This is a genomic window from Arthrobacter oryzae, from assembly GCF_030812315.1.
GTDB lineage: Bacteria > Actinomycetota > Actinomycetes > Actinomycetales > Micrococcaceae > Arthrobacter > Arthrobacter oryzae_B.
In genome coordinates this window covers 1-23261 of record NZ_JAUSSM010000018.1, presented here as the reverse complement: position 1 = coordinate 23261, position 23261 = coordinate 1, and the positions used below count along the sequence as shown (strand labels likewise).

General features: G+C 65.0%; 24 protein-coding genes and 6 pseudogenes. 15 read left to right on the top strand and 15 right to left on the bottom strand.

Annotated elements, in window-relative coordinates:
* Window positions 1-102: 102 nt before the first annotated feature.
* Complete coding sequence (locus tag J2S97_RS22170; protein ID WP_307052092.1) at window positions 103-1134, bottom strand: NADPH:quinone reductase; 1032 nt, start codon at window positions 1132-1134, stop codon at window positions 103-105.
* A gap of 477 nt (window positions 1135-1611) precedes the next feature.
* Between J2S97_RS22170 and J2S97_RS22165 the strand changes: the two genes are divergently transcribed.
* The 3 genes from J2S97_RS22165 to J2S97_RS22155 all read left to right on the top strand — a co-directional run bounded on the left by J2S97_RS22165 (window position 1612) and on the right by J2S97_RS22155 (window position 4166).
* On the top strand, window positions 1612-2559 hold the full coding sequence (locus tag J2S97_RS22165) for a DUF6454 family protein (protein ID WP_307052091.1): 948 nt from the start codon (window positions 1612-1614) through the stop codon (window positions 2557-2559).
* Between the two features lie 212 nt (window positions 2560-2771).
* A complete protein-coding gene (locus tag J2S97_RS22160; RefSeq protein ID WP_307052090.1) occupies window positions 2772-3014 on the top strand; it encodes a hypothetical protein in 243 nt (80 codons plus the stop codon).
* Between the two features lie 609 nt (window positions 3015-3623).
* Window positions 3624-4166 (top strand): alpha/beta fold hydrolase, encoded by a 543-nt coding sequence (locus J2S97_RS22155; RefSeq protein ID WP_307052089.1) that lies wholly within the window; start codon window positions 3624-3626, stop codon window positions 4164-4166.
* Window positions 4167-4210: 44 nt separating this feature from the next.
* Here J2S97_RS22155 and J2S97_RS22150 read toward each other — a convergent pair whose 3' ends face one another.
* Window positions 4211-5830, bottom strand: coding sequence for a polyketide antibiotic transporter (locus J2S97_RS22150; protein WP_307052088.1), 1620 nt, complete (start codon window positions 5828-5830; stop codon window positions 4211-4213).
* Between the two features lie 4 nt (window positions 5831-5834).
* Window positions 5835-6743, bottom strand: a complete 909-nt coding sequence (locus J2S97_RS22145; RefSeq protein WP_307052087.1) for an ABC transporter ATP-binding protein — start codon at window positions 6741-6743, stop codon at window positions 5835-5837.
* A 360-nt stretch (window positions 6744-7103) separates the two neighbouring features.
* Between J2S97_RS22145 and J2S97_RS22140 the strand changes: the two genes are divergently transcribed.
* The gene (locus J2S97_RS22140; RefSeq protein ID WP_307052086.1) at window positions 7104-8144 is read left to right on the top strand and encodes a hypothetical protein; all 1041 of its coding nucleotides are present in this window, start codon (window positions 7104-7106) and stop codon (window positions 8142-8144) included.
* 249 nt (window positions 8145-8393) lie between these two features.
* On the top strand, window positions 8394-8999 hold the full coding sequence (locus tag J2S97_RS22135; RefSeq protein ID WP_307052085.1) for a hypothetical protein: 606 nt from the start codon (window positions 8394-8396) through the stop codon (window positions 8997-8999).
* Here J2S97_RS22135 and J2S97_RS22130 read toward each other — a convergent pair.
* Window positions 8909-9106, bottom strand: a pseudogene (locus J2S97_RS22130) (potassium transporter TrkG); the annotation flags it as partial. The gene J2S97_RS22135 and the pseudogene J2S97_RS22130 overlap by 91 nt on opposite strands.
* 44 nt (window positions 9107-9150) lie before the next feature.
* Between J2S97_RS22130 and J2S97_RS22125 the strand changes: the two are divergent.
* Window positions 9151-9609: a potassium transporter TrkG gene (locus J2S97_RS22125; protein ID WP_307052084.1), complete on the top strand. Its 459-nt coding sequence runs from the start codon at window positions 9151-9153 to the stop codon at window positions 9607-9609.
* Between the two features lie 67 nt (window positions 9610-9676).
* Here the strand turns inward: J2S97_RS22125 and J2S97_RS22120 are convergent, their stop codons facing one another.
* The 4 genes from J2S97_RS22120 to J2S97_RS22105 form a co-directional block, all read right to left on the bottom strand.
* Window positions 9677-10345 carry a DUF998 domain-containing protein gene (locus J2S97_RS22120; protein WP_307052083.1) on the bottom strand — a complete coding sequence of 223 codons (669 nt, stop codon included), beginning with the start codon at window positions 10343-10345 and terminating at the stop codon, window positions 9677-9679.
* Between the two features lie 87 nt (window positions 10346-10432).
* On the bottom strand, window positions 10433-11704 hold the full coding sequence (locus J2S97_RS22115; protein ID WP_307052082.1) for a glycosyltransferase: 1272 nt from the start codon (window positions 11702-11704) through the stop codon (window positions 10433-10435).
* A gap of 54 nt (window positions 11705-11758) precedes the next feature.
* A complete protein-coding gene (locus tag J2S97_RS22110) occupies window positions 11759-12082 on the bottom strand; it encodes a DUF3040 domain-containing protein (protein ID WP_307052081.1) in 324 nt (107 codons plus the stop codon).
* Window positions 12083-12717: 635 nt separating this feature from the next.
* Entirely contained in the window at window positions 12718-12975 is a 258-nt protein-coding gene (locus J2S97_RS22105) for a metal-sensitive transcriptional regulator (protein WP_307052080.1), read from the bottom strand.
* Window positions 12976-13104: 129 nt separating this feature from the next.
* Here J2S97_RS22105 and J2S97_RS22100 point away from each other — a divergent pair, with 129 nt between their 5' ends.
* From J2S97_RS22100 to J2S97_RS22075, 6 genes and pseudogenes are all read left to right on the top strand, one after another.
* The gene (locus J2S97_RS22100; protein ID WP_307052079.1) at window positions 13105-13722 is read left to right on the top strand and encodes a rhodanese-like domain-containing protein; all 618 of its coding nucleotides are present in this window, start codon (window positions 13105-13107) and stop codon (window positions 13720-13722) included.
* On the top strand, window positions 13719-14477 hold the full coding sequence (locus J2S97_RS22095) for a sulfite exporter TauE/SafE family protein (RefSeq protein WP_307052078.1): 759 nt from the start codon (window positions 13719-13721) through the stop codon (window positions 14475-14477). The genes J2S97_RS22100 and J2S97_RS22095 overlap by 4 nt, the downstream gene beginning before the upstream one ends.
* A gap of 21 nt (window positions 14478-14498) precedes the next feature.
* Window positions 14499-14840, top strand: a pseudogene (locus tag J2S97_RS22090) (rhodanese-like domain-containing protein).
* Window positions 14841-14882: 42 nt separating this feature from the next.
* Window positions 14883-15172 (top strand): annotated as a pseudogene (locus J2S97_RS22085) (rhodanese-like domain-containing protein); the annotation flags it as partial.
* A gap of 64 nt (window positions 15173-15236) precedes the next feature.
* A complete protein-coding gene (locus tag J2S97_RS22080) occupies window positions 15237-15599 on the top strand; it encodes a thioredoxin family protein (RefSeq protein ID WP_307052077.1) in 363 nt (120 codons plus the stop codon).
* Between the two features lie 105 nt (window positions 15600-15704).
* Window positions 15705-17114, top strand: a complete 1410-nt coding sequence (locus J2S97_RS22075; RefSeq protein WP_307052076.1) for an MBL fold metallo-hydrolase — start codon at window positions 15705-15707, stop codon at window positions 17112-17114.
* Window positions 17115-17294: 180 nt separating this feature from the next.
* Here the strand turns inward: J2S97_RS22075 and J2S97_RS22070 are convergent, their stop codons facing one another.
* The 5 genes and pseudogenes from J2S97_RS22070 to J2S97_RS24200 all read right to left on the bottom strand — a co-directional run bounded on the left by J2S97_RS22070 (window position 17295) and on the right by J2S97_RS24200 (window position 20325).
* A complete protein-coding gene (locus J2S97_RS22070; RefSeq protein WP_307052130.1) occupies window positions 17295-17498 on the bottom strand; it encodes a hypothetical protein in 204 nt (67 codons plus the stop codon).
* 142 nt (window positions 17499-17640) lie between these two features.
* Window positions 17641-17739 (bottom strand): annotated as a pseudogene (locus tag J2S97_RS22065) (flavodoxin domain-containing protein); the annotation flags it as partial.
* A gap of 111 nt (window positions 17740-17850) precedes the next feature.
* Window positions 17851-19317 (bottom strand): multicopper oxidase family protein, encoded by a 1467-nt coding sequence (locus J2S97_RS22060; protein ID WP_307052075.1) that lies wholly within the window; start codon window positions 19315-19317, stop codon window positions 17851-17853.
* Window positions 19317-19586, bottom strand: coding sequence for an SHOCT domain-containing protein (locus J2S97_RS22055; protein ID WP_307052074.1), 270 nt, complete (start codon window positions 19584-19586; stop codon window positions 19317-19319). Before J2S97_RS22055 ends, J2S97_RS22060 begins: the two co-directional genes overlap by 1 nt.
* A gap of 547 nt (window positions 19587-20133) precedes the next feature.
* Window positions 20134-20325 (bottom strand): hypothetical protein, encoded by a 192-nt coding sequence (locus tag J2S97_RS24200; protein ID WP_444875944.1) that lies wholly within the window; start codon window positions 20323-20325, stop codon window positions 20134-20136.
* Between the two features lie 304 nt (window positions 20326-20629).
* Between J2S97_RS24200 and J2S97_RS24195 the strand changes: the two are divergent.
* Window positions 20630-20962: pseudogene (locus J2S97_RS24195) on the top strand (hypothetical protein); the annotation flags it as partial.
* Window positions 20963-21036: 74 nt separating this feature from the next.
* On the top strand, window positions 21037-21420 hold the full coding sequence (locus J2S97_RS24190) for a hypothetical protein (protein WP_444875945.1): 384 nt from the start codon (window positions 21037-21039) through the stop codon (window positions 21418-21420).
* Between the two features lie 227 nt (window positions 21421-21647).
* On the opposite strand, the pseudogene J2S97_RS22040 reads toward J2S97_RS24190, so the two are convergent.
* Together J2S97_RS22040 and J2S97_RS22035 are read right to left on the bottom strand one after the other, a co-directional pair.
* Window positions 21648-21861, bottom strand: a pseudogene (locus J2S97_RS22040) (SDR family oxidoreductase); the annotation flags it as partial.
* Between the two features lie 46 nt (window positions 21862-21907).
* Entirely contained in the window at window positions 21908-22339 is a 432-nt protein-coding gene (locus J2S97_RS22035; RefSeq protein ID WP_307052073.1) for a YybH family protein, read from the bottom strand.
* Window positions 22340-22844: 505 nt separating this feature from the next.
* Here J2S97_RS22035 and J2S97_RS22030 point away from each other — a divergent pair.
* The gene (locus tag J2S97_RS22030) at window positions 22845-22976 is read left to right on the top strand and encodes a hypothetical protein (RefSeq protein WP_307052072.1); all 132 of its coding nucleotides are present in this window, start codon (window positions 22845-22847) and stop codon (window positions 22974-22976) included.
* Window positions 22977-23261: the final 285 nt, after the last annotated feature.

The following is a 23261-nucleotide window of genomic DNA, read 5'->3' as shown; positions in this document are numbered from 1 at the left end:
GTGGCCGAGGCGTTCTGAACCGGGCTACCCGTCCGCAGTCCCGACTTATCGGCCCGCTCAGTTCCTCGGCTGCACTGCGTGATGATCCCGATGTGTTATCGGCTAGCCTGCTGACACATCGATCAGGACCTTGCCGACGATGCTCTCTTCCACCGCCGCGTGGGCCGCAGCCGTGTCCGCCAGGTCAAAGCGATGCAGCGGCAGGCCTGCGGCCTCTCCGACCGGAAGGGCGCCGTCGGCGATGGCCGCATTGATGTCCTCGGCGGCGGCGTGCACCGCCGCCATGCCAACGGTGTAGAGCAGCACGAACTGGTAGCGGACATTGAGGCTGAAATGCCTGCGCACGTCCAGGCTCATCTGATCGCCGCCGTTGTTGGCGTAGACCGCGATGGAGCCGCGGTTGCGGATCACTGCCAGGTCGAGTTCCGCGTTCTGCGCGGGTGCTACCTCCACGATCTGGTCGACGCCCTCGGGAGCGATCCGGCGGATCTCCGCGGCAGCATCGGTTTCCCGGTAATTGATGACGTGATCGGCGCCGGCGGCCGTGACCAGCGCAGCCTTCGCCGGTCCGCTCACGGTCGTGATCACAACGGCGCCGGCCCACTTGGCGAGCTGGATCGCCGCATGGCCCACGGCGCCGGCCCCTCCCGCGACGAGAACCACTTTGCCATCCAAGGTTCCCGGGTGCAGCCGCCGCGGGCCGTCCTCGGCGATGGTCAGGGCCCGATGGGCGGTGACCGCGGGAACACCCAGGCTTGCGCCGACGTCGAACCCGGCGTTCTCCGGCAGCGGAAAGACCCGCTCGGCAGGCAGGACGGCGAACTCCTGCGCTGTCCCGCCGTCGGCGCGCTGGTAGGCGGCCAAGGCCAGCCAGACCCTGTCACCGACGTGGCGATGCTCGACGCCGGGTCCGACGGCATCCACCACTCCGGCGCCGTCCTGGTTCGGCACGACCTCCGCGAAGGGCAAGGGCTCACCCGGTTTGGCGCCGCGGCGCGACTTCCAGTCGGTGGGGTTCACCGCGGACACCATGACCCGTACGCGCACCTCCCCGCGCCCCGGGTCGCGGCTGTCGCGGTCGACGAGCTCGAGAACAGACGGATCGCCGGTGGCACGGTACACGATTGCTTTCATACTCAGAGCTAACGCCGGCCCCGACCGAAAATTCCCGCCGTGTGTCGGACCAGATGCGGGTAACGGTCCCTCCTGGCCGTAAAACCCAGCATAACCGGCGCCGATTCCAGAGGATTTGGGATGCTGATCTGCAGAAGTTTCGCGCTCTGGTCAACACATTTCCAGGGAACGTCATGTCCACGTCCGACGCGGCCCTGTTGACCGGACTTGTGGACAAGAGGATCTCTTCGGTGCCAACCTGCTTCTAGAAGGGCTCGGCCGCGGCGCCGGGCTCCTGGCTATCCCAGCAGTCCGGCACTCCTCCATCCGGCAGCTCCGGGCTGCCCGCTGCTGGTCAAGCCGATTGCTGGGGTGTCCGCGGCCCGGGTCGGTTGCTTCACCCTCTCGACACCTGCCGTTGTCTGTCTTGCCATCCCGGGCGCCTAAGTTTGATCGGGCCCGGCCACCGGGCACCACTATCACGCACCTGGAGCAGACATGAAGATGAAGCGCGTCCTGGCCTTCGCAGCAGTCGCCGCGGCCACCCTGACAGCCGGAACCTCCGCTGTGGCCACCAACGGGCAAACCCCTAAGGGCCTCACGGCAGAAGCAGAGGCCTTCACTAAGGTGGACCGCAACACCCAGTGGGACCAGGTCCAGAAGCTCAAGCTAGACTTCCCGACCTTCCACCCGCAGGGCATGTCGCTGGTCGGCGACAAAATCTTCCTCAGCAGCGTCGAGATCCTCGAACCGACCGTGCGCTACCCCTCGCCCGTCGGCGGCTACGACCGCACTACCGGCAAGGGCCGCGGCCACGTCTTCGTCATCGACCGGCAGGGAAAGCTGCTGAAAGACGTCGTCCTGGGTGAGGACACGATCTACCACCCGGGCGGTACGGACTTCGACGGCGAGAAGGTCTGGGTTCCCGTGGCCGAGTACCGGCCCAACAGCAGCTCGATCGTCTACACAATCGATCCAGACACCTACGAGGTCACGGAGCAGTTCCGTCAGGCTGACCACGTTGGCGGTGTTGTCGCCGACCGCAAGACCAACCGAATCAGCGGCGTCAGCTGGGGTTCCCGCAAGCTGTTCACCTGGAATAACCAAGGCAGGCTCCTGGGGACGCAGTCCAACCCCAGCCACTTAATCGACTATCAGGACTGCGAGTACGCCGGAGCCGGGCATCAGCTCTGCTCGGGTGTTACCGGCCTCAAGACTGCTGACGGTAAGCCGTTCGAGCTCGGCGGCGTCGCCCTGACCGACCTCACAGATGGAACGATCGTCCACGAGGTCCCGTTCCAGAAATTCTCCACCGCCGGGCACTCGATGACCCGCAACCCGGTTGCCCTGGAATCTGACGGCGGCGTGCTGCGCCTGTTCGCTGCCCCCGATGACGGCGAAGAAGTCGCTGGAACCGAACTCTTCGTCTTCGAAGCCCGCCCCTGAGCCAGTAAACAATCCGTGGCCCGCGTGAGGGGACCGGGCTCTTGGTCCCGGTCCGTAGGAAGGCAGCCTGAGGGGCAGCGCTTTTGACACCTAGTCCTGCCCCTCAGGGGCTTCCTCATGAGCAACGGCAGTGGAATGCGCTAACCTGACAGACGCCGCGATACGGGAAGGCTGAAGTAGCCTTTCCGGTCGTCGGCGCCCAGGATGTCGTGATGGAACGCGATGGCATCCACTGGCCGAGTGTCCACGAACAGGATTGCGACCTCACGGGGATGGACTACGGTGTATCTGGTCGGGCATTCGACCCAGGAATGGATCCCGGAATACTCCTCGACGAACTATCCGTCGCCGAGCAGACCCTGCTTGGCACTACGGGCCGGCGCAACAACCTGGCCCAGGTCGTTCGCCCAATCAATCGGATGACACCCGAACATTTCAGCGGCTATGTCATGTAGCCATCCCACCCGAGCGAAATGAATGGGTATGAAGAAAACGATCGCTCAGCCGTGCACCACTCCCCCGGAACCTGCCCGGTCATGTCGTCCCGGCCGGACGCTCCCATGAAGCATTAAGACAGCGGAAAGCCCCGACGCACGGGAGGAACCGGCCACAAGAAAGGCTAGCGACAAACACGGCGTGACCGACACCCGTCAAAAGCGATCTTCTCGGACAAGCGTGAACCCCGTCCACCACGTCAGAGGCCCAAAGGGCCCCTGACATGGGAAAACGTGCCCGAGGTGGGACTCGAACCGGGTTCCATGCCTTGCAAATCCGCCACTCCCCCGAAAACATCCGCGATCGGCCCAATCCGACGCCGGTACGGCCCGGTCCGACGGCAATAGTGTGCACATTGTGCACACCCTCTTTCTTGTCCATTTAGGCGCCGATTGCGCTCCAATATGAAGGGCAGGTCTCCGAACCGGACCGGCCCCGGATTAGCACCGCACCACGGGGCGGCCCTCCTGCTGGAAATCGACGGAGATCATGGTGGCGGCCCTCCTCTCCGAACGTTTCATGCAGAAACGAACAGCGACCTGCATAACCAACCGACAGCCCGGCCGGAAATGAGCACGGCGCCCCGCCTGATCCTGCACAGCTGCGCTCCTTCGACGCGGGCATATCCGGACGCCCGCCTTGAATCACTGCTCGGCCCTTTGGTGTTCTCTCCGGCTCTGCAGGGCCTCACCTGGGCCATGGTGTCACGTTTCGTCAGGTCCGATGCCGGGCTACGTCGGATGGTCGGCGCACTATCCAAGGCGCCGGTAGATGAGTGGTGGGACACCTGGTCCGTGGAGGACAAGGGCAGGGCACGAGAGCTGTTCCGGACGATGCGGTCGGGCAGCGGGTTCGTCAACGATCTGCAACAGGCCCGACCCGGTCGTGCGGCATACCGCCGGATGGCCCAAACCCGAACCACCTGCCCGACGTTAGTGACCGCCTCACGCCAGGATGCCGGCGTCACTTTCGCCCACGCACAGGACTACGTAGACACCATCCCGGGGGCCGTGCTCGTCGAACTGTCCGCGCCCAGCCACCTGTTCTGGCTCGGACCGGCCCGCGAAGAAGCCCAGGCAGCCGTCATCGACTTCATGGCATTCCGTGCCTGACCAACTCCTTTCCCTGACCAACCCCTTTCCCACACGACAGCCCACTAGGCAGTCAGGTCCCGCCGTCGAATGGAATAGACGGCCAGGCCTGCCAGCGCTACCGCAATGGCAGCCAGTGCCAGCGCCCCGCCGGGGTCGAAAGGTTCCACGGGCATGGCCGAGGAGTGCCGGAACGGACTCACGTCCTGCAGCCACACCGGCAGCCCGAACAGCTCCCCAAATTCGCCCAGCACAAGCCCGCCAGCCAGCATTCCCCACCCCAGTAAGATACTGAGGCGCGGCGCGGCGGCGAAGACCACGGCCGCTGCGGCGAGAAACACGAGGGCGGCCGGGATGTGCGCCAACGCTGCCGGCACCAGGGACACGGCAGGTCCGGTTGACGTGCCCGAGAGTCCCAAGCCGATGGCGGCCGCAACCCCAGCCGTTCCGGAGACGCCAACGGCTGAGCCAGCGGCAATGAACAGGTTCGCGCCGATCCACCGCGCCCGGGATAGCGGCGCTGCGAGAAGGGCCTCGGCCCTGCCCTCAGCCTCTTCTGCACGCATCCGCAGCACCGCCTGAATGCCTGCAGCCGCCGCGAACACCCCGGCCACACCGAGCAAGGCCGTGACGAACACGTCAATGAGTCCGGCCTGCCCGCCCGGCACGAGCCGGGAAATGAGTTCCTTCAACGGCGCCACACTGGAGACCGTCTCGGAAACCAGAGGGCCGAGGGCGCCCGCCACCGCACCCAGGGCCGCGGCCCCGACGCACCATCCGGCCAGGGTGGAGCGCTGCAGGCGCCATGCCAACCCGACGAACGACGTGCCGCCGACTCCGGCCCGCTCCCTGCCGTCGCGCTGGGGCAGAAGGATGGCGCCCACATCCCGCCGTCGCCGGATCAGCACAGCAGCGACGGCCACGCCCAGAGCAGCTGCCAGAAGGACCAGCAGCGCGAACAGGTCCGGACTGGTGAACGGCCGTAACCGCTGCCCCCAGCCGATCGGTGACAGCAGCGACGGCCATGCACTGCTCACATGCAGCAGGTCCGACGCCAGAGTCCCCAGCGCGTCTCCGACACCCCGGAGCAGATATGCAGCCCCGACCAGGCCGGCAGCAGCACCGTTCGCGCTCCTTCCCGAGGGCATGACCTGGGCGACGGCCGCGGCCAAGCCGACAAAGAACACGCCAACAGCACCGACAGCGGCACCGGCCCCCACTGCGCCGGGAACCGGCAGCCCGGCCGCAACGAAACCGGCGGCGAGAAACATGGCCAGGATCAGGTTCGCGGCCGCGCCCAGCAGAAGCGTCGCGGTCAGGGACGCTGCCCGCGGGAGCGGGACCGAGCCGAGGAATTCGGCCCGTCCGAGCTCTTCGTCGGTGCGGGTGTGCCGCACCACCAGGAATGTGCTCATCAGTCCCGCCAGTACGGCCGTGAACGCGAAACCCTGAAAGAACACGACCGCCCCAACGCCGGTGCCGTCGGGCAGGCCACGGAGGAAGAGAAAGGCCGGGTTCGTGGCTGCCAGGGTCAGGATCGCTGCCTGCGAGGGCTCATCACCAAATTGCGTGACGACCGCGCTGGAGGTCGCAAAGCCGAGCAGCGTGATGCCCAGGATCCAGACCGGCAGCGTCACCCGGTCCCGGCGCGCCTGGAACAGTGCCAGCTGCAACAAGCCTGGCATCACTTCACCCCGCTGTGTTGCGGTCACTGTAGTGGCGCAGGAACAAGGACTCCAGGGATGGCGGCGCGACGGTGAGCCCGCTGATTCCTGGCTCGGCGATGCCGGCCAGGACGGCACCGAGGTCGGCGGCATCGGCGTCGAACTCGGCAGCGCCGCCGTCGATGCTGATCCCGTGCATCCCGGGCAGCGCCGCCAGGCGTGCCGGCTCGGCCAGTCCGGTGACCCGGAAATGCGTGCGTTTCAGGTGCCGGAGTTCGCCCAGGGTCCCGGTCTCGACCGCGGTTCCGGAACGGATGATGGTGATCCGGTCACAGAGCTGTTCGACCTCGCTGAGAATGTGGCTGGAGAGCAGGACGGTCGCCCCGCCCCTGCTGACACGTTCGATGTGGCGGCGGAACACGGCGTCCATCACAGGGTCCAGGCCGGCGCTGGGCTCATCGAGCAGATACAGTCTTGCTGGTCGGGCGAACGCGGCGATCAGGGCGACTTTCTGCCGGTTGCCTTTCGAGTAAGTGCGGGCCTTCTTCCGGGGGTCGAACTCAAACTCGTCGATGAGCTCCTGGCGCAGATTCCCGTCGGCGCCGCCGCGCAGGCCGGTGAGCAGATCGATGACTTCGCCCCCGGAAAGGTTCGGCCACAGACTCACATCGCCCGGGACGTAGGCGATGTCCCGATGCGCCCTGACGGGGTCGTCCCAGGGATTCACGCCGAAGACCCGGGCCGTACCGGCGGTGGGGCGGATCAGCCCCAGAAGAACCCTCAAGGTGGTGGATTTGCCCGCGCCGTTAGGACCCAGAAAACCGTGGATTTCACCGGCAGCGACGCTCAGGTTCAGGCCATCCAGTGCCCGTGTCCTGCCGAAATGCTTAACAAGACCCAGGGTCTCGATAACAGGTTGTGTTGCCGTATTCATGAGCCGTCCGCTCCTCAGGTCATCACGCGAACACCCGAGGCGGTCGCCGAGGGCGTTCCGCAGGCATTGCCCACGGGCCGACCAGTCTTCCCGGCTCTCCGATCCACAGCATACAAGCACCCGAACGGTGCCGGAAGACCAGCACATTCTCTTTCGGTTCGGTGTGTGCGCAACACGCGGGACCAGACCTCTCATGGGCGTATCAACTCCGAAGCGGCGGCGTTAAGGATTCGTTAAGACTGACCCCCAGCCGGTGGTGGGCCGGATTTCCGGTGTTAGGCTCCGGGATGTTCTCGGCAGTCCGGCCGGTTCACGGAACAGCACGCGCAGTGCGGGCCGACGAGCGGAAAGGACCATCTGATGCCGGCACCTGACAAGGTAGCACCAAGGCGCGGCCTCGCCGGTGCATTCCGTTCCCGGACGGCCTTGCTGCTGGCATTCTCGTTCGCCGTGATGGCGGACCCGGTGTCATCGGTCGCGCACACCATTGAACCAGCTCTCCGGACCCTGAACGGGGATCTGTCAGCTACAGTCGGTGAGGCCTTCGGGGACCGCTGGTCCTTCATCCCGATCGGCACGCTGGTGGTCGATTTCGTCCTCACGATCGCCATCAGCGTCTCGCCCAGGGCGTCAGCGGCCATCGCATACTTTCCCACCTTGGCGCCATGGCGGCTGCTCCTCGCGCTGGCGCTCGTCATCCTCGTCGGGGCCGTGACTTGGTTCGGGCATCTGGGGCGGTTGGTCTTCGCCGCGATGACCATGGGATTCATCGTGGTCTCCGCCCTCATCCTGCTCTACGGCCTGGGGGCCACCCCGCAGCCGGTGGGGACGATCACCGACACGCCCGGACAAGCCCCGGTCATCGCCGTGGTGCTCGCTTTCCCCGTGGCCATGGCCCTGGCCACGGGTGTGGAAGCCCCGTCGTCGGCGATCGCCCAGCTGGGCCAGCTCGATGATGCCGGCCGGAGCCGCTTCGGCAGGGTCAGGCTGACCCTGACCCTGGCCATCGTCGGAACGATCACCCTGGGCCTAACCTTGGAAGCCGCGCACCTGCAGGTCGATATCCCGCCCGGGGACAGCACCCAGATCGCTGAACTGGCCCTGCTGGCAGCTCCCGGTCCGGTCTTTGCCGCCTTCCAACTCGTGACGGCCCTGCTGCTTCTCTCCGCGGCCAGCTCCTCGTATCAGGCGGGCCCCGGTCTGCTCAAAGCCTTTGCCGCCACACCAACAAACAGGGCGATACCGTCGGCATCGTTCCTCCCGCGCTGGAACGCACAAACACCCACCGCACCCCCTACTGGGGGGTTGTGCTGTTCACCGCTCTGGCCTGCGCTGTCACCGCCGCAGCCGGCGGTAACGACCAGGAACTCGTACTCTTTTACGCCGTGTCAGTCTTCCTGAGCTTCCTGGCCGGTCTGCTTTCCATGGCCGATTTCTCCCACCGTGACCGTCGCCGCGGCTACCTCATCATGAACATTGCAGGCGCCGCGGTGGTGGCGTTCACCCTGGCCGCCAACCTCTCCCGGGGCCTGCCGATCGTCAGCTTTGCCGCGGCCCTGATCATCGCAGCCGTCCTGTACGGGCCTGGGTCAGGGCCGGGCAGCCACGGGGTATCCGCAACGTCGCGGCAGAGGCCGAGGAGATGTCGGAGTGAGGGCCGGAAGAGAAGAGGGTCTGAAAATCCGCAATGCCGCCGCCTTGAAAGGCGGCCCGCAAAGGCAGCCCCGGGGCAGAGTCCAAGGCGACAGTATCGGGCGCGCGCTGCTGCATCCCGTCCGTTCGGTGCCCCTCGCGTTCCTCGCCGTGATCCTCCTGGGCTCCGGACTCCTGATGCTGCCCGCCGCGCGGACGGCAGCAGAGGCAGACCCTGTACTTCCTGCACTGTTCACAGCCGTCTCGGCTGTCTGCGTGACAGGCCTGATCACCGTCGACACCCCAACGTTCTGGACACCATTTGGACACGCCGTGATTCTTGGGCTGATTCAAGTCGGCGGGTTCGGCATCATGACATTGGCGACGTTATTGGCGCTGCTCGTGCGCAAAAGCATCGGGCTCCGGGGCCACTTGGTCGCGCAGTCCGAAACGCACACCCTGAACTTCGGAGATGTCCGTTCCGTCCTTTTCCGGGTCGCCCGTATCATGGTTTTTTCGAAGCCGTCACGGCCGGGGAACCCGAGCCCTCCGGCGATCACCGCCAGGCAGACCGGGATGATTATCCACGGGTCGTCCGCGAAACTGATCAGGCTGTCGCTGTAGAGCGCAAAGCCGGCGTTGTTGAACGCCGAAACAGCGTGAAAGGTCCCGTGCCAGAGGGCTGTGCCCGGATTATCGTCGTAGGCAAACCAGAAGCGGACCGTGAGAACAGTTCAACAGCATCGATTACGCCGCCGCGTCCCCTGAGACCCTGATGATCACCAATATCCTGATGTTCATCGGCGGTGGCAGCGCCGGCACGGCCGGCGCCATCAAGATCACCACGTTTCTGGTCCTAGGGTTTGCGATCTGGAACGAGATCCGTGGCCGCGACCAGGTCACCATCGCCCATCGCTCCATCAGCTCCTCCGCCCAGCGACAGGCTCTCTCTGTCGCACTCCTGGGAGTCGCCGCCGTGGTCAGCGGCACACTGCTGCTCCTGATGTTCACGGACTACGGCCTCGAGAAAGTCCTCTTCGAATCAATTTCCGCGTTCGCTACCGTGGGTGTCAGCACCGGAATCACCTACGACCTGCCCGCCAACGCCCAATGGGTACTTATGGCTCTCATGTTCACGGGCCGCATCGGCACTATCACCGTGGCCTCATCCCTCGCCCTGTCCTCCCGCCCACGGCTTTACCAACTCCCGGAAGAACGACCCATCATCGGCTAGCCCAGTGCCCACGACGGCGGCAGACGCACCCTAAGGTCCTCGCGGGAGTCCAGACACAAGAGGGCCTCTATGTACTTGCACCGACGGGTGGGGTGCGCCGGTAGCGGATGCCGATTGCGATGAGCCAGCCGTAGGCGGCGAGGAGCGATATTTGCTCAAGGATCCCGGCCGGTGCCGGCCGCAAGATCCCGAGTGAGTCCAGGCGGTAAGCGATCCCGGCCACAACAGAGAAACCAATGATGAGGGTGCCGGTGACGGTCGAGAAGGTCGCCAGCCCCCGGGCATCAGGACGGAGCCGTCTTGCGAGGATGAATGGCGCTGCGGAGAGGCCGCCGAAGACGAGGGTTCCGGCGCCCTGGTGGATTCGCTCGGCAAGCGTTGCGACGGGCAGCTCCCCCGGCGGGTAACCCAGCGCAGGATCTGTGGGCACGAGGCCGCCGATGATGAAGCCGACTGCGGCCATGGCGATCACGATCGGCCCCCAGGTCGCCCCACGACCTGGTCGCAGCACGCGGCGAAGTCCGAGGGCGAAACCTCCGAGGAGAACGCCGCCGAGAACGAACGCGACTGTGAACACCCACGCCCCGTCGCCGGTCCCAAGTTGGCTCACACCATTGCGCCACACGCTGAACCCCCCGCGGGTGGCTCCGACAACTCCGATAACGACGGACAACATCACTCCTGCGATGATGCCGCCCGCGAGCAGCCACCGAATGAGAGCACTATGGGTGGGCACGGCGGTCCGCCTTTCGTCGAGGATCCATCCCGGTTTACGGAATGGCTAACCTGAGCGCACATTCTGCCCCCTGCAACGTCCCTCTGCCTATGGCACCGCGATGCGCTCCAGCGCGGTCACCGCTGCGGATACTCCGTCCTCGGCACGTACACGGTGGCCCAGCTCCTGGGCCGCACGTGCCATTTCCAGATCCGTGGCCGCGGTGGTGATGGCGGAAGCCAGGCCGGCGGCCGTGAGGTGCCGTTGGGGCTGTGGTGCGGGAGCGACACCGCGGTGCTGTGCCAGTCGAGCCCAGAACGGCTGGTCGGCGACGAAAGGGCACACCACCTGCGGGCGTCCGGAAGCGAAGGCGGTGCCGGTTGTGCCTGCGCCCCCGTGGTGCACCACGGCAGCCATCCGTGGGAACAACTGTTGGTAGTCAACATCCTCCACAGCAAGAACGTCATCACCTGACATGCTGCTAGCCAGTCCGCCCCAGCCCGCCCCGATCACCAGGCGTTTCTCTGCCCGGCGTGCCGCTTCCAGTACCAGGGCCGTGCTGCGCTCGGGATCACTGCCGGACATTGAACCGAATCCCACGAACACCGGCGCATCCCCGGCACGAAGGAAGTCCTCCACGCGCGGCGGCAGCGCCTCGTCCGAGGGCGGGAGAAACCAGTAGCCCGTCGTGTGCACTGAGTCCGGCCAGTCCGCTGGCGGGGGCAGCACCGAAGAACTGAACGCGTGCAGCACCGGAGCCCGGCCGTCGTCCGGCCGGCGCAGCGGGTCGTGCCGGCCGCGGCGGTGCGGAAGACCGAGGGTGTCTTCGCGCCACCGGTCAACCACCCGGCCGAATATCGCCGCCGGAGCCTTCATCCCCACGAAGGTGGCGCGAATTGCCCAAGCGGGCAGCCACGTCGGCATGCCCACGCCCGGCCACGGAAACTCCCTGGTCGGCACATACATCGGTAGCGGCAAAGCAAGCACTGCCGGGACACCCAGCTTCTCCGCCACGTGCTGCCCGGCGATAATCTGGCCGTTGTGCACCACGACATCCGCACCGGCACCCGCGCCGTGGGATGCGACGGCCCAGCAGTCGGCCAGCAGTTGAGTAAACATGGCCGGCATGGTCCGTACCTGCCGTAGCCGCGCACGCGCACCACTCTCGATCACCGCACCCGCATTTGCCGGGTCGTCCATCAACCGCATCGGACCGTCGTCCACTCCAGCGAACGGCACCCCATGGCCAGCGACGAACCCGGCGAAGCGTTCCGGCGCGGCAAGCACCACTTCGTGGCCCGCACCTAGTAATCCCCGTGCCAGCGCCACGAACGGCTGGACATCACCGCGCGTCCCCAGCGTCATAATCAATACCTTCATCTGTAGGTCTCCCCTGTCAGGTGAGCCGGAGATGGAGAGAAACGCACTCCGCGTCTATAAGGGCAAGGGTCCCCCGTTGGTCGGGCGTTCTGGCTGCCGCCCGGTCGCGCCTCCCTGGGAGAGACCGCCAAGGAACCAACTGGCGGCTCCAACCATTAGCAGGAACCCGGCGACTCCAATGACCGCAAGCTGGGTGACGATTCCGGCGATGACCAAGGCGAAGCCGGCAAAGACGGACAGCACAGCGTAGACAGTGCGGGCGGATGCCCAGTTCCGGGACATTCCGTCCTGCAGCTGCCGGTCCAGATCCGGGTCTGTTGCCGCCAGTTCCTGTTCGAGCTTTTCAAGGCGCTTTCGCTCTTCATCGGACAGTGCCATGGCGGCGGCCTCCTGCTCTCCTGGTTCCAACAGTGAGCCGGAGGACTGCAATATGCCGGCGCGTACCGACAGGACCGCCCCAACGAAGCACCCCGACCGTCCGGTCAGTTCCGGCCGACGAGCGGATGAGCCCCGACAAGATGCTCAAAGGCTCGGATTTGCAGGCACCGTCGGGGCCCAGGAATCCGTTGACTTCACCGGCGGCGACCGTCAGGTAAGGGCTGCACGGCGCACGTGTTTTGGCGAGGTCTTTGACCAGACCGAATGTTTCAACGACGGGTTTTTTTGCTGGATTCATGAGCCGGCCGCTCCTCGGGTCATCACGCGAACACCCGAGGCGGTCGCCGAGGGCGTTCCGCAGGCATTGCCCACGGGCCGACCAGGCTTCCCGGCTCTCCGATCAACAGCATACAAGCACCCGACCGGCCAAGGAAGACCAGCCCACCCTTATCGTCCAGGGCTTGGGATACCTGCCAAGGAACCGGCACCTTCGCGGTACGGCCAGCAGCCATGCCGCACCCGAAACGGGCAGATTCGGCACCGCTCCGACCAGAACCAGGGCCCGAACGCACACCAGTCGGTCACCGCCGGGGCAGGGGGAACTCCCCCGGCACGGGGTCTTGGGGTCTCTGCTTTTACGCCAGGGAGAGGAACAGCTTTTCCAGTTCCTTTTTGTCCATGGTGGTGTCTTCGCGGGCGATGCATTGCTCCAGACCGCTGGCGATAATTGCGAACCCTGCTCTGTCCAGAGCCTTCGAAACGGCGGCCAACTGCATCACGATCTCCTTGCAGTCCTTGCCCTCCTCCAGCATGCGGGTCACGGCGGCAAGCTGGCCTTGGGCGCGCTTGAGACGGTTGACCACGGGGGTCAATTCGGTCGAATCGAGTTTCATGAAGTCTCCAGAGGGCGTGAGTGGTTTGCCATTAAACATATACCCCCGGGGGTGTTTTGCATACCCCCTGGGGTATCTGCAATACTCGGTGGCCTATCCACCAGCAATCCCCCTTTCGAGAGGCTGACCATGATTTCCGCTTCCCCCGTCACCGCCATTGCCGCTCTAGCGCCGGAAACCCTGAGCAACTGGATCGCCGTGCATCAGGACCTCGTCGTGATCGATGTGCGCTCCGCCGCAGAGTTCGAATCCATGCACATCCGCGGCTCCTACAAGGTCCCGCTGCCGCTGCTCGTCGAGCACACGGACGAACTGGCCGCCCGGCTGGGCAGCCGCGTCGTCCTCGTCTGCCAGTCCGGAGCCCGCGCCGAGCAAGCACGCCAGCGCCTTGCCGGCTCCGGTATCGATGGCGCCTACGTCCTGACCGGCGGAGTGCCCGGATTCGCGGCCGCAGACGGAGGCGTCGTCAAGGGCAAGGACCGCTGGAACCTGGAGCGCCAGGTCCGCCTTGCCGCAGGATCCCTCGTGGTCCTGGGTCTGGCCGGCGGTAAGTTCATCTCGCCGAAAATCCGGATGCTTGCCGGCGTCATCGGCGCGGGCCTGACCTTCTCGGCCGCCACCAACACCTGTGCCATGGGCCAGGCCCTCTCGGCCATGCCGTGGAACAAGGCCGCCAGGGAACCCACGCGCGAAAGCGCCATCCTGCAGCTTCCTGCGCCGGCACCTGAAGAGGACGCCGCGGCATGATTCCGGCCCTTTCACTGGGGCTCGTCGTCGGGATCGTCCTGGGTGTAGTGGGCGGCGGCGGGTCGATCATCGCCGTGCCGGCCCTTGTCTACGGGGTGGGTATGAGCCCGACCCAGGCCATCCCCACCTCCCTACTGGTGGTGGCGGTGTCCTCGTTGGCCGCCCTGCTGACCCGGGTCCGGGAGGGTTTGAACTGGCCAGTAATCGCACTGGTCGGGGCTGCCGGCATACCGGCGGCCTGGGGCGGTGCAGCCGTAGGCCGGCTACTGGACCCGAACGTCCTGATGCTGGTCTTCGCCGTGATCATGGTGGCCGCGGGAATCAGGATGCTCAGGAAGCCGCGCGGATCCGAAGGGTCCTGCAGCACTGGGCTCGGCCAGGCCTTCCGGTCCTGCGCCCCGAAGGCCGTTGGCGTAGGGCTGCTCGTCGGCTTCCTTACCGGACTGCTCGGGGTGGGCGGAGGCTTCCTCATCACCCCCGCACTGACCATCTTCCTGGGCCTGCGCATGAAACAGGCCATCGGAACCTCGTTGGCGATCATCGTGATCAACTCCGCCGCAGGGTTCAGCGCCCACGCCGCCGGCTACACCATCGACTGGGTCACCACCCTGGCATTCGCGGTCCCGGGCATCCTGGGATCCCTCGTCGCCGCCCGGCTGGCCCGCCGCCTGCACGACAAGCACATCCGTATCTCATTCGCGGTACTCATCTTCGCCGTCGCGGCATGGGTCACCGCCGGCACTGTCACCGCCTGACCCAACCAACAGGAGAAACCAATGGGACTGATCGATTCCCTCAAGAAGGCCTCCACCAGGCTCTGTAAGACGATATCCATGGCCCAGGCCCAGGAACTCCTGGGTCGGGTGCCACGCTCATCGACGTCAGGTCGGCGCAGGAACGGCGGACCGGCCGGGCGCCGCAGGCCAAGCTCGTCCCCCTGGGCCGGGTGCAGGCCAGCACGGCGGGCATCCAGAAGACCCGGCCCGTGATAGCCGTCTGCGCTTCCGGAGTACGGTCCGCCTCCGCCGCCCGGCTCCTCGCTGCCAAGGGATACGTCGCCTACTCGGTGCGCGGCGGCATGGCCCACCTGGCGCCAGGCCGGCGAACCTCTCCGCTAACAACCACCACACCAGCCGAAAACCACTTCGAAGGAGAATCACATGGCTGAAATCACCATCGCCGAAGCCGAACAGCGCCGCTCTGCCGCCCGAATCCTTGATGTCCGCGAGGACTTCGAAGTCGAGGAAGGCAAGATCCCCGGCGCCCTCCACATCCCCATGGGCCAGCTGCAGGCACGCCTGTCCGAACTTGGCCCTACAGTCCCCGTCGTTGTGGTCTGCCGTAGCGCAACCGTTCAGCCCGCGTCGCCGACGCCCTCAACGGTGCCGGCTATGCGGCGGACACCATGGCCGGCGGCATGATCGACTGGGCTCGCGCTGGCCTCCCCACCGCCCGAGTCCCTGCAGGCCCGCCACCAACCCCTTTAGAGATCGCCCGAAAGGACACGAAAGACGATGGCAACCATCGACGTCACAGAACAGAGCTTCACCGAGACCCTGGAGAGCAGCGAGATCGTCTTCGTTGACTTCTGGGCGGCCTGGTGCGGCCCGTGCCGCATGTTCGCCCCCACTTACGGAGCCGCGGCCGAACGGCACCCGGACATCACCTTCGCCAAGGTCGACACCGAAGCGGAACAAGCTCTCGCCGCAGCAGCGAACATCACCTCCATCCCCACCCTGATGGCCTTCAAGGGCAAAACGCTGGTCTTCTCCCAGCCCGGAGCCTTCAACGCCATAGGCCTGGAACAAGTCATCCAGGCCGTTAGGAACCCGGATCTGGATAAACGCGGGGCTGATGTAGCCCAACAGCCGGCCTAGCGCACGCACGGATTTCCCGGCGCATACCCCTCTTGCAGGATACCCCCGGGGGTATTATGCTTAGATCAATCCCCAAGACACCCACTCCACGAAGGAGAGCACCAGATGCTTATCGAGCGCATTTACGATGAAGACCTCGCCCAGGCCAGCTACCTGATCGGCTGCCAGGCCAACGGCACGGCCGTTGTTGTTGATGGCCGCCGCGACATCGCGGTGTATCAGGAACTGGCTGAGAAGAACCGCATGAAGATCGTGGCCGCCACCGAAACCCATATTCACGCCGACTACCTCTCCGGCACCCGTGAACTGGCCGCCGCCACCGGTGCGAAGATCTATGTCTCCGGTGAAGGCGGGCCGGACTGGCAGTACGAATTCGACGGCGAACGCCTCTACGACGGTGACAAGATCACCATCGGCAACATCAGCATCCAGGCCCTCCACACCCCGGGCCACACCCCGGAGCACCTGTCCTTCCTGGTCACCGACGGAGCGTTTTCCGACCAGCCCGGCTACCTGCTCTCGGGCGACTTCGTTTTCTCCGGTGACCTGGGCCGTCCGGACCTGTTGGACGAGGCAGCCGGGGGCGTCGACACCCGGTTCGAAGGCGCCAAGCAGCTCTTCGCCAGCCTGCGGGACAAGTTCCTGACCCTGCCGGACTACGTCCAGGTCCACCCTGCCCACGGAGCCGGCAGTGCCTGCGGCAAGGCACTCGGGGCCATCCCGTCCTCCACGGTTGGCTATGAGCGGCTATACGCCTGGTGGGGTCCCTATCTCGCCGCGAACGACGAGCAGGGCTTCATCGCCGAACTCCTCGACGGCCAGCCCGACGCGCACGCCTACTTCAGCCGGATGAAGCGGGAAAACCGTGAAGGACCTGCCGTCATGGGTACGCGGACACCATTGCCCGAGCTCGCACAAGGAATCGTAGCAGCGGGCCTGGAGGCGGACACCCTGACCTTCATCGACACCCGCCCCAACAACGAGGTCCACGAAGGCACCGTGGTGCGTTCTTTGAACGTACCGGCCGGAAAGTCCGTGGCCAGCTACGGCGCCTGGGTAGTGAACCCGGAAACGGACAAGAACCCGATGGTGCTCCTGGCACCGGACCACGACACCGCACAGGACATGTGGGACCACCTGGTCCGCGTCGGCGTCGATAACGTCGCCGGCTACGTCACCAGCATCGAAGGCCTCACCACCTTCACGCCGAAGCTCATCCAGCCCGAGGAACTCTCCGGCTTTGACGCCGCCATGGTGCTGGATGTCCGCAACCGCACCGAGCACACCGCCGGGAACATCCCGGGCTCCTACCAGCTCAGCGGCGGCCGCCTCATGTGGCACCTCGATGAACTTCCCGCCGAGGGCACCATCGTGACCTACTGCCAGTCCGGGGTCCGGAACTCCGTCGCCGCCAGCGCCCTGCGCCGCGCCGGGTACGACATCGTCGAACTCGATGGCAGCTATGCAGGCTGGACAGCTTGGCAGCAGACCCGCGAATCCGTGTCCACCAACTAAACGGTAACCGCCCTGAAAAAAAGCTTTGGCGGCGGCAGGGAACGCCTGCCGCCGCCAAGGCTTTGTCGCAGCCCCGGTTAATACAGTGCTACTCCGCTGCGGGCGGTGAAGACAGGGGCCTTGGTCCCGGCGGTATCGGCCGACACATGCCCCAGCGGGCCCTTCTGCCTTGGTGCTGCCTCAGGTCGCTGAGGCGGCAGTTCCACTGAGCTGGTCCGATATGGCGTCGGTCCAACTGTCAACAGCATCCCAGTCCCTCAGGTCCCCGACCCGGCCACCAGCGAGCCTGAAGATCATTCGGAGCGGTGCGGGCATCTGGGCGGCCATGTAGACGCCTGAGAAGAGGTTGTGGTTTCGAAGCACATCCCCACGCTGAAGGCCCATACGGGTACTTTGGCAAGTTCGGGCGCGTGCCGTGCCACGAACAGACGTGCCGGGGGCAACCACGCCTGGTTATGTACGGCACACTACCGACAACAGCTGCCTCATACGCGGAGATATCCCCCACCTCCTCCACGGAACGGCAATCGACCGTCCCGACGGCAGCGGACATACACGATGCTATGTGTTCGGCGATCTGACGGGTGGACCCTCGGGCGCTTGCAAACGCAACAAGAACAGTCACGATGGAGCCGCCTTTCTTCACTTAATAGGCCCTTATGGAGGAGTGTTGGTAGCGGGCGTGGCGTGGATCCCGATACCGCCGGGGCTTCGCCAAACCGATTCCCGGCGTTCTTCACCGCACTTCGATGACGCCCATCATGCCGAGGTCTTCGTGGTCAAGGATGTGGCAGTGGTAGACGGAGCGTCCGCGGAAGTCATTGAACGCCACTCTGACTTTCACGCGCCCGTTCGCGGGTACGTTCACCACGTCCTGCCAGACAGCCGACGCCTTGCCTTGGTCGTCTCCCTCGATGATCTGCATCGGCCAGACGTGGAGATGAAACGGGTGGTCCATGGGACTGGTGTTGGTCAGTGTCCATTCCTCCACGCTCCCGGCCGCCACGGTTGTGTCCGTTCTTCCCTTGATGAACTCCCTCCCGTTAATGGTGAAACGCATCATTCCGGCGCCTCCCCCCATGCCCATCCCGGCGGACAGAACGATCGATCGATGGGCGGTGACCGCGGATGTCCGTAGGTCTCCGAGCCCCTGATAGTCGGGCACGGAAGTCTGGGAAGCGACCGGTTCGCCTGAAACGCGGAGAGTGGCCAGAGGTGTGCCATCCGGCTGGCCCGCAGCGGACCGCGCCCCGAATCCCGGGCCCATCATCCGCGGCATGCTGCCCCGGTCCTGGTAGAACGCACGCAGGGTGGAGTCGCCGGTTGCCGTAGTCACGAGGAGGTCCGCGCGGTTTCCGGGCGTGAGCAGCAGGTCATCGACCGTCTCCGGCTTCGCGTAACGGCCGGAGTCCATGCCGAGGAGCTGCAGTTGCTGTCCGTCGAGCCTGAGCCGAAGGTAGCGGGCCACGCACGCGTTGATGATGCGCCACCTTTCCCGTTCTCCCGGGCGGGCCGGAAATTGCGGGTTGCTCTGGCCATTAACCAGGATCAGCTGACCCTCCCGGCCCATCATCCGCTCCAGTGCCGGGACCGCCAGGATGTTCCCCAGGCCGTCCAAAGTGGTGTCCGAAACGACAAGTACCCGCTCCGCGCTCGTCTCGATGGGCTCGGGGTCCTCGACGATGATCCCTCCAAAGAGGCCAGCGAAGATCTGATCGGCGACCATGCCGTGGTGGTGAGGGTGGTACCAGTACACACCCGGGGGATGGTCCGCTGGAAGTTTGTATTCGTAGTCGAAGGTCCCGCCGGGTTCCACTGAAATGAAGATATTGTCCCCGTTCCCCTCGGGGGAAACGTGAAGGCCGTGCACGTGCAGGTTGGTGGGCCGGGCCAGCTTGTTGACGAGCTTGATCTTGAGGACGTCGCCGGGCCGTATGCGAAGTGTCGGGCCAGGGATGCTGCCGTTATAGCCCATAGCCATGGCCTGCCGGTCGCCCAGCAGTATCCGTCCGGGTGCAGCTTCGAGCCGGACCTGCAACTGCCCGTCAACGCTCCGATTCTCCTCCGGCTGGACCAGATTGGCCCCGGTAACCGGACCTGAAGGGGATGTAAGCGTCCAGATCAGGCCGGCGCCGCCAGCCGCCGTCGCCGCGACGCCCATGCCGCCCAGCAGCAAGGCCTGGCGGCGGCTGATCGGCTGCACTACTGCCCCTCACCGAGAACCTTGAGTTGTTCGCGGTACTGGTCTGCAGTCAGTTCTCCTGCAGCGAAGCGTTCATCGAGGATCTGCCGTGCCCTGCTTCTTCCCATGGGCGTTCCGCGATGCACCTGGGAGCCCGGAGGGGCGTAGCCGCCGTGGACACCAGCGCCAAATATCCGGACCGCAAGCAGTACAAGAATCGCGATCCCTATGAGCAGCAGGATGCCCCAGAGCCACACCCAAACCATGCCTTGTCCGTAATCCCACATCATGACGGGCGCCTTTCACCTCCGACATCCAGTACACCGATTCTCGCGGTGGCCTTGGCTGAGGGGTAGAGTCCGAGGTCCCTGCACTGGGTTCATGATGCGGTAGAGATCCTGGCCGGCATGTCGCCGCCCAGTCCTTCCGGCCGGCGGGCCGCTTCCTGAACTGTGATGACACCGACGATCCAGGCCGCAAAGTCATGTCGCCTGCAACAGAGACCTGCATGAAGTGGTAGCGGCAGAACCAGCAGGAAGGGACCAAAATAGGGTCGAAAAGCGGCCCGTGCACACCGGTGTGCACAATGTGCACACCCCCCTTTGGCCGGACAAAAACTGTTATGTCTCCGGACATGGGTGACAGTTCTGCATCAGTACATCGGTGACGCTTCCGAGGTTCTTGGTGGTGACACTTCTGCCATTCTGATGGGTGGATGAGTGGAGTTGAGCCTGTTGATCCTCGTGTCCGTTTAGCGATCTCGCAGTGGCCGGATGATCCACCGCGTGGTGCCGTGACATCGTTCTGTACCGAGCATGGCATCTCCTGTAAGACGTTTTACGTGTTGTTGGGCCGGGCCCGGGCCGAGGGCCCGGCTGCGGCGTTGGAACCGCGGTCCCGCCGGCCGCGCACGAGCCCGTCCAAGATCAGTGACGAGGCCAAGGAGCAGGCACTCCGGGTGCGGGCGGCGTTGGAGCGCTCGGGCCTGGACCACGGACCGATCAGCGTGTTCGAGAAGATGAAGTCCATGTGCCTGGAACCGGTGCCCTCGGTTGCGTCGCTGGCCAGGATCTTTCGTCAGAGCGGTGTCGCGAGGCTGGAGCCGCGGAAGAAGCCCCGGGCCGCGTATCGCCGGTTCGTTTACCCTGCCCCGAACTGTCTGTGGCAGTTGGATGCGACCGAGTACGTCCTCACCGGTGGCCGTAAATGCGTGATCTTCCGGGCCTGTCAAGTTATTTGTGTAAGTGAGGTGCTGCCTCATCGGTTCAGGTAGGGGCCGATTCGGTCGGGATAGTTCAGAACGAGGACGCCGAGGGCTTCACTCCATCCCTGCGTGAACGTGCCTTCGATTAGTTTGTCGACGGTTTTGGAGCGCTTTTGCGTGTCTTGCGGTCGCCTCCCACGTCGCCGCCGGGGAAACATCCGAGGCTGCGATCGCGGTGGTGAAGAAGGGCATCACCGCGCACGGGGTGCCGCAGAAACTGCTCACGGACAACGGGGCCGCGTTGAACCCTTCACGGCGGGCCATCAGGGCCAGCTCCTCACGTACGTAACGTCCTTGGGGATCGAGGCGGTCACTGGGAAACCGTACAAACAGACCACGCAGGGCAAGAACGAACGCTTCCATCAGACCCTGTTCCGGTTCCTGGACAAACAACCCCTCGCCGGGACCCTTGAACAGCTTCAGGAGCAGGTCGACGCGTTCGATGAGCTCTATAACACGAACGCCCGCACCAGGGTTTGCCCGGGCGGATCACCCCGCAACAAGCATGGGACGCCACACCGCCCGCCGCGCCACCACACCCGAAACCCGTCCCGGCCCCCACGCAGGACGGCACCCGCGGCATCGGCCAGGCCACCCGCATCGCCTACCCCAACGGAAGAGTCACGATCAACAGCGTGGTCTACATGATCGGCAGACCCTACGCCCGGCAGTGCATCCACGCGCTCTGGGACACCGAGACAATCCAGTTCTTCGATGACCAGGGCACCCACATCACGTCCTACCCCCGTCCGCCGGCCGGGACCAAAACAGTCGGAAACGGCAAGCCCCCAGAACGCACCGTGAAACAACCCCCAACCGTCACCAATGTCCTGATACACGAAATGTCACCGATCTCCTGATACAGAACTGTCACCCATGTCCGGAGACATAACACGACCGAGTCCGAAGCCGAAGGTGTGCATATTGTGCACACCTTCTCTTCTTGCCTTGCAAAGGCAGCCCGAGCTCGCCAGAAATGTCAGCCGCAGACAGCACGAACTACGCTAACCAACTCGACGCCGGCCCGCCAGCCACGATTAGGGACTCGGCCAGGACAGGACCTTCGAGCACGGACCAAGATCCAGGCCGTCCCCACCTCCCTTTCATCTGCCTCAGAGGACAGGAACGTGCTGACGGCGGCGACTTCCTCAGTGTTGGCGCTGCGGCCCAGTGGATGCTGGCACTGATGACAGCCTGCTGCTCCTCGGTGCTGCCCACGCGGATGTCGGTGTCCAGGGCGCCGGGGTGATGGCAGTGACGGTCACGCCGGTCCAGCCGACCTCGCGGGCCATCGCGTTGGTTCAGCCGAGGATCGGCGGAACGGCGGCGTTCAGTCCCCCTGACTGGCTACACCTGGACGATTGACTCGATCGGCCGGGGGGAAGTTATCGGATCGGCATGGCGGTGGAGAACTTTCCATGTCCCGTCTTCCAGTTGGAATATTGTTGTCACCCGAAGTGATACCGAGGACGCCTTGTCGGATCCGCCGACCTTCATCTGCGTTCGCTCAATTTCCACAATGTAGGCCAAGTCTGTCCCGGCATGCCCGGAAATTCGCTCGAAACGGTTGGGCTCGCCTTCCCTGAGTTGGGATACCGCCCGCTCCATCGTCTTCTCGACCTCACTCCACCCCCGGACCGGTGGGCCTATCGGATTGGCCAAAGTTACGTCATCCCGCCTTGAAAACAGCTTCTTCATGGACGCGGGATCCCCCCTGACCACCGCATCGAGCGCCCGGTGGTACTGCTCCACGAACAGATCAAGTTCGGACCCTGACATTGATTCCTCCAGCCTCCGCTTTCGAGCCGGCGCCGTGTGCTGCTGCCTGCCCGTATCCGGCCATGGTGGCACCGTTAGCCAGGGATGTCTACCGGGCATTTCCCACGTTCACGCCTTGCCCATCCAGGAGCGGAGAGGGTGCTTAGCGTCAGTCCATGGACAGAGGGTTGGCCACCGATGTTCTTGGAGTCCGACCGCCTTTTCATCCCGTCTTCCTCACGCGCTAGCGTGCGAGGCGCGTGCCCTCACCAGCACCGGCCGTTAGCGGGTCTTATGACGAGCTGGCGCTCAGATGGGGTGGTCGGGCGCCCATACCGGTGGCTTCCGGCATCGTTGAACTCTTCCACGTATGTGCTGACCCGGCCACGTCTGCGTCGATCCCAAGATCAGCAACGTTTGCCCCCAAGATCGCATATCGGAGGGCCCGCTGACAGACCTGAACGGCGCCCAAGTCACCGGCCCGGTCTGGCGCGCCGCGCCCGGACGGCCGTGGCGGGGATGGCAGGTGAACCCGTGGCCCGGCTGGCGAGCCCCTGGGTTGTGCGAGGTCTCCCTGATCGAAGCATCCCGGGACATTCGTGCCAAGGACGTCATGGGCACGGCTGCCGCCATGGCCGAGGACGGCTTCTCCGCTTAGTGCAGGCCTGTTCCGCCACGGGCTTGGACTTCGTGGACGGTCCTCGGGTGTGCAGAAATCGCGAAATCCTCGTATGTCCCGCTAAACCCGTTGCCCCGCACGCCGGACTCCCCGACCGTTCTCCTGGTCACGCTTCGACACCCCGGCTTAACGGTGTACCTGGGTGGGGACCGCTGTTCTGCTATCCGGAACAGGACTCCGCGAGCCGCGTTCCGGCGTCGTTATGACGGATAACGGCAGCGTGCAGGAACGGTGTCAGAAGTGCTTCTTTAGGCTCGAAAACTG

Bases quoted from the DNA above. Each gene is read 5' to 3' on its own strand.
- J2S97_RS22160 (WP_307052090.1), top strand. From the start codon at position 2,772: ATGGAACGCGATGGCATCCACTGGCCGAGTGTCCACGAACAGGATTGC.
- J2S97_RS22055 (WP_307052074.1), bottom strand. From the start codon at position 19,586: ATGATGTGGGATTACGGACAAGGCATGGTTTGGGTGTGGCTCTGGGGC.
- J2S97_RS22110 (WP_307052081.1), bottom strand. From the start codon at position 12,082: ATGGCACTGTCCGATGAAGAGCGAAAGCGCCTTGAAAAGCTCGAACAG.
- J2S97_RS24200 (WP_444875944.1), bottom strand. From the start codon at position 20,325: ATGGACTTCATCTTCTCGAACACGCTGATCGGTCCGTGGTCCAGGCCC.
- J2S97_RS22080 (WP_307052077.1), top strand. From the start codon at position 15,237: ATGGCAACCATCGACGTCACAGAACAGAGCTTCACCGAGACCCTGGAG.
- J2S97_RS22155 (WP_307052089.1), top strand. From the start codon at position 3,624: ATGAGCACGGCGCCCCGCCTGATCCTGCACAGCTGCGCTCCTTCGACG.
- J2S97_RS22070 (WP_307052130.1), bottom strand. From the start codon at position 17,498: ATGGGCCTTCAGCGTGGGGATGTGCTTCGAAACCACAACCTCTTCTCA.
- J2S97_RS22165 (WP_307052091.1), top strand. From the start codon at position 1,612: ATGAAGATGAAGCGCGTCCTGGCCTTCGCAGCAGTCGCCGCGGCCACC.
- J2S97_RS22105 (WP_307052080.1), bottom strand. From the start codon at position 12,975: ATGAAACTCGATTCGACCGAATTGACCCCCGTGGTCAACCGTCTCAAG.
- J2S97_RS22125 (WP_307052084.1), top strand. From the start codon at position 9,151: ATGATCACCAATATCCTGATGTTCATCGGCGGTGGCAGCGCCGGCACG.
- J2S97_RS22140 (WP_307052086.1), top strand. From the start codon at position 7,104: ATGCCGGCACCTGACAAGGTAGCACCAAGGCGCGGCCTCGCCGGTGCA.
- J2S97_RS22170 (WP_307052092.1), bottom strand. From the start codon at position 1,134: ATGAAAGCAATCGTGTACCGTGCCACCGGCGATCCGTCTGTTCTCGAG.
- J2S97_RS22145 (WP_307052087.1), bottom strand. From the start codon at position 6,743: ATGAATACGGCAACACAACCTGTTATCGAGACCCTGGGTCTTGTTAAG.
- J2S97_RS22035 (WP_307052073.1), bottom strand. From the start codon at position 22,339: ATGTCAGGGTCCGAACTTGATCTGTTCGTGGAGCAGTACCACCGGGCG.
- J2S97_RS22115 (WP_307052082.1), bottom strand. From the start codon at position 11,704: ATGAAGGTATTGATTATGACGCTGGGGACGCGCGGTGATGTCCAGCCG.
- J2S97_RS22150 (WP_307052088.1), bottom strand. From the start codon at position 5,830: ATGCCAGGCTTGTTGCAGCTGGCACTGTTCCAGGCGCGCCGGGACCGG.
- J2S97_RS22075 (WP_307052076.1), top strand. From the start codon at position 15,705: ATGCTTATCGAGCGCATTTACGATGAAGACCTCGCCCAGGCCAGCTAC.
- J2S97_RS22100 (WP_307052079.1), top strand. From the start codon at position 13,105: ATGATTTCCGCTTCCCCCGTCACCGCCATTGCCGCTCTAGCGCCGGAA.
- J2S97_RS22095 (WP_307052078.1), top strand. From the start codon at position 13,719: ATGATTCCGGCCCTTTCACTGGGGCTCGTCGTCGGGATCGTCCTGGGT.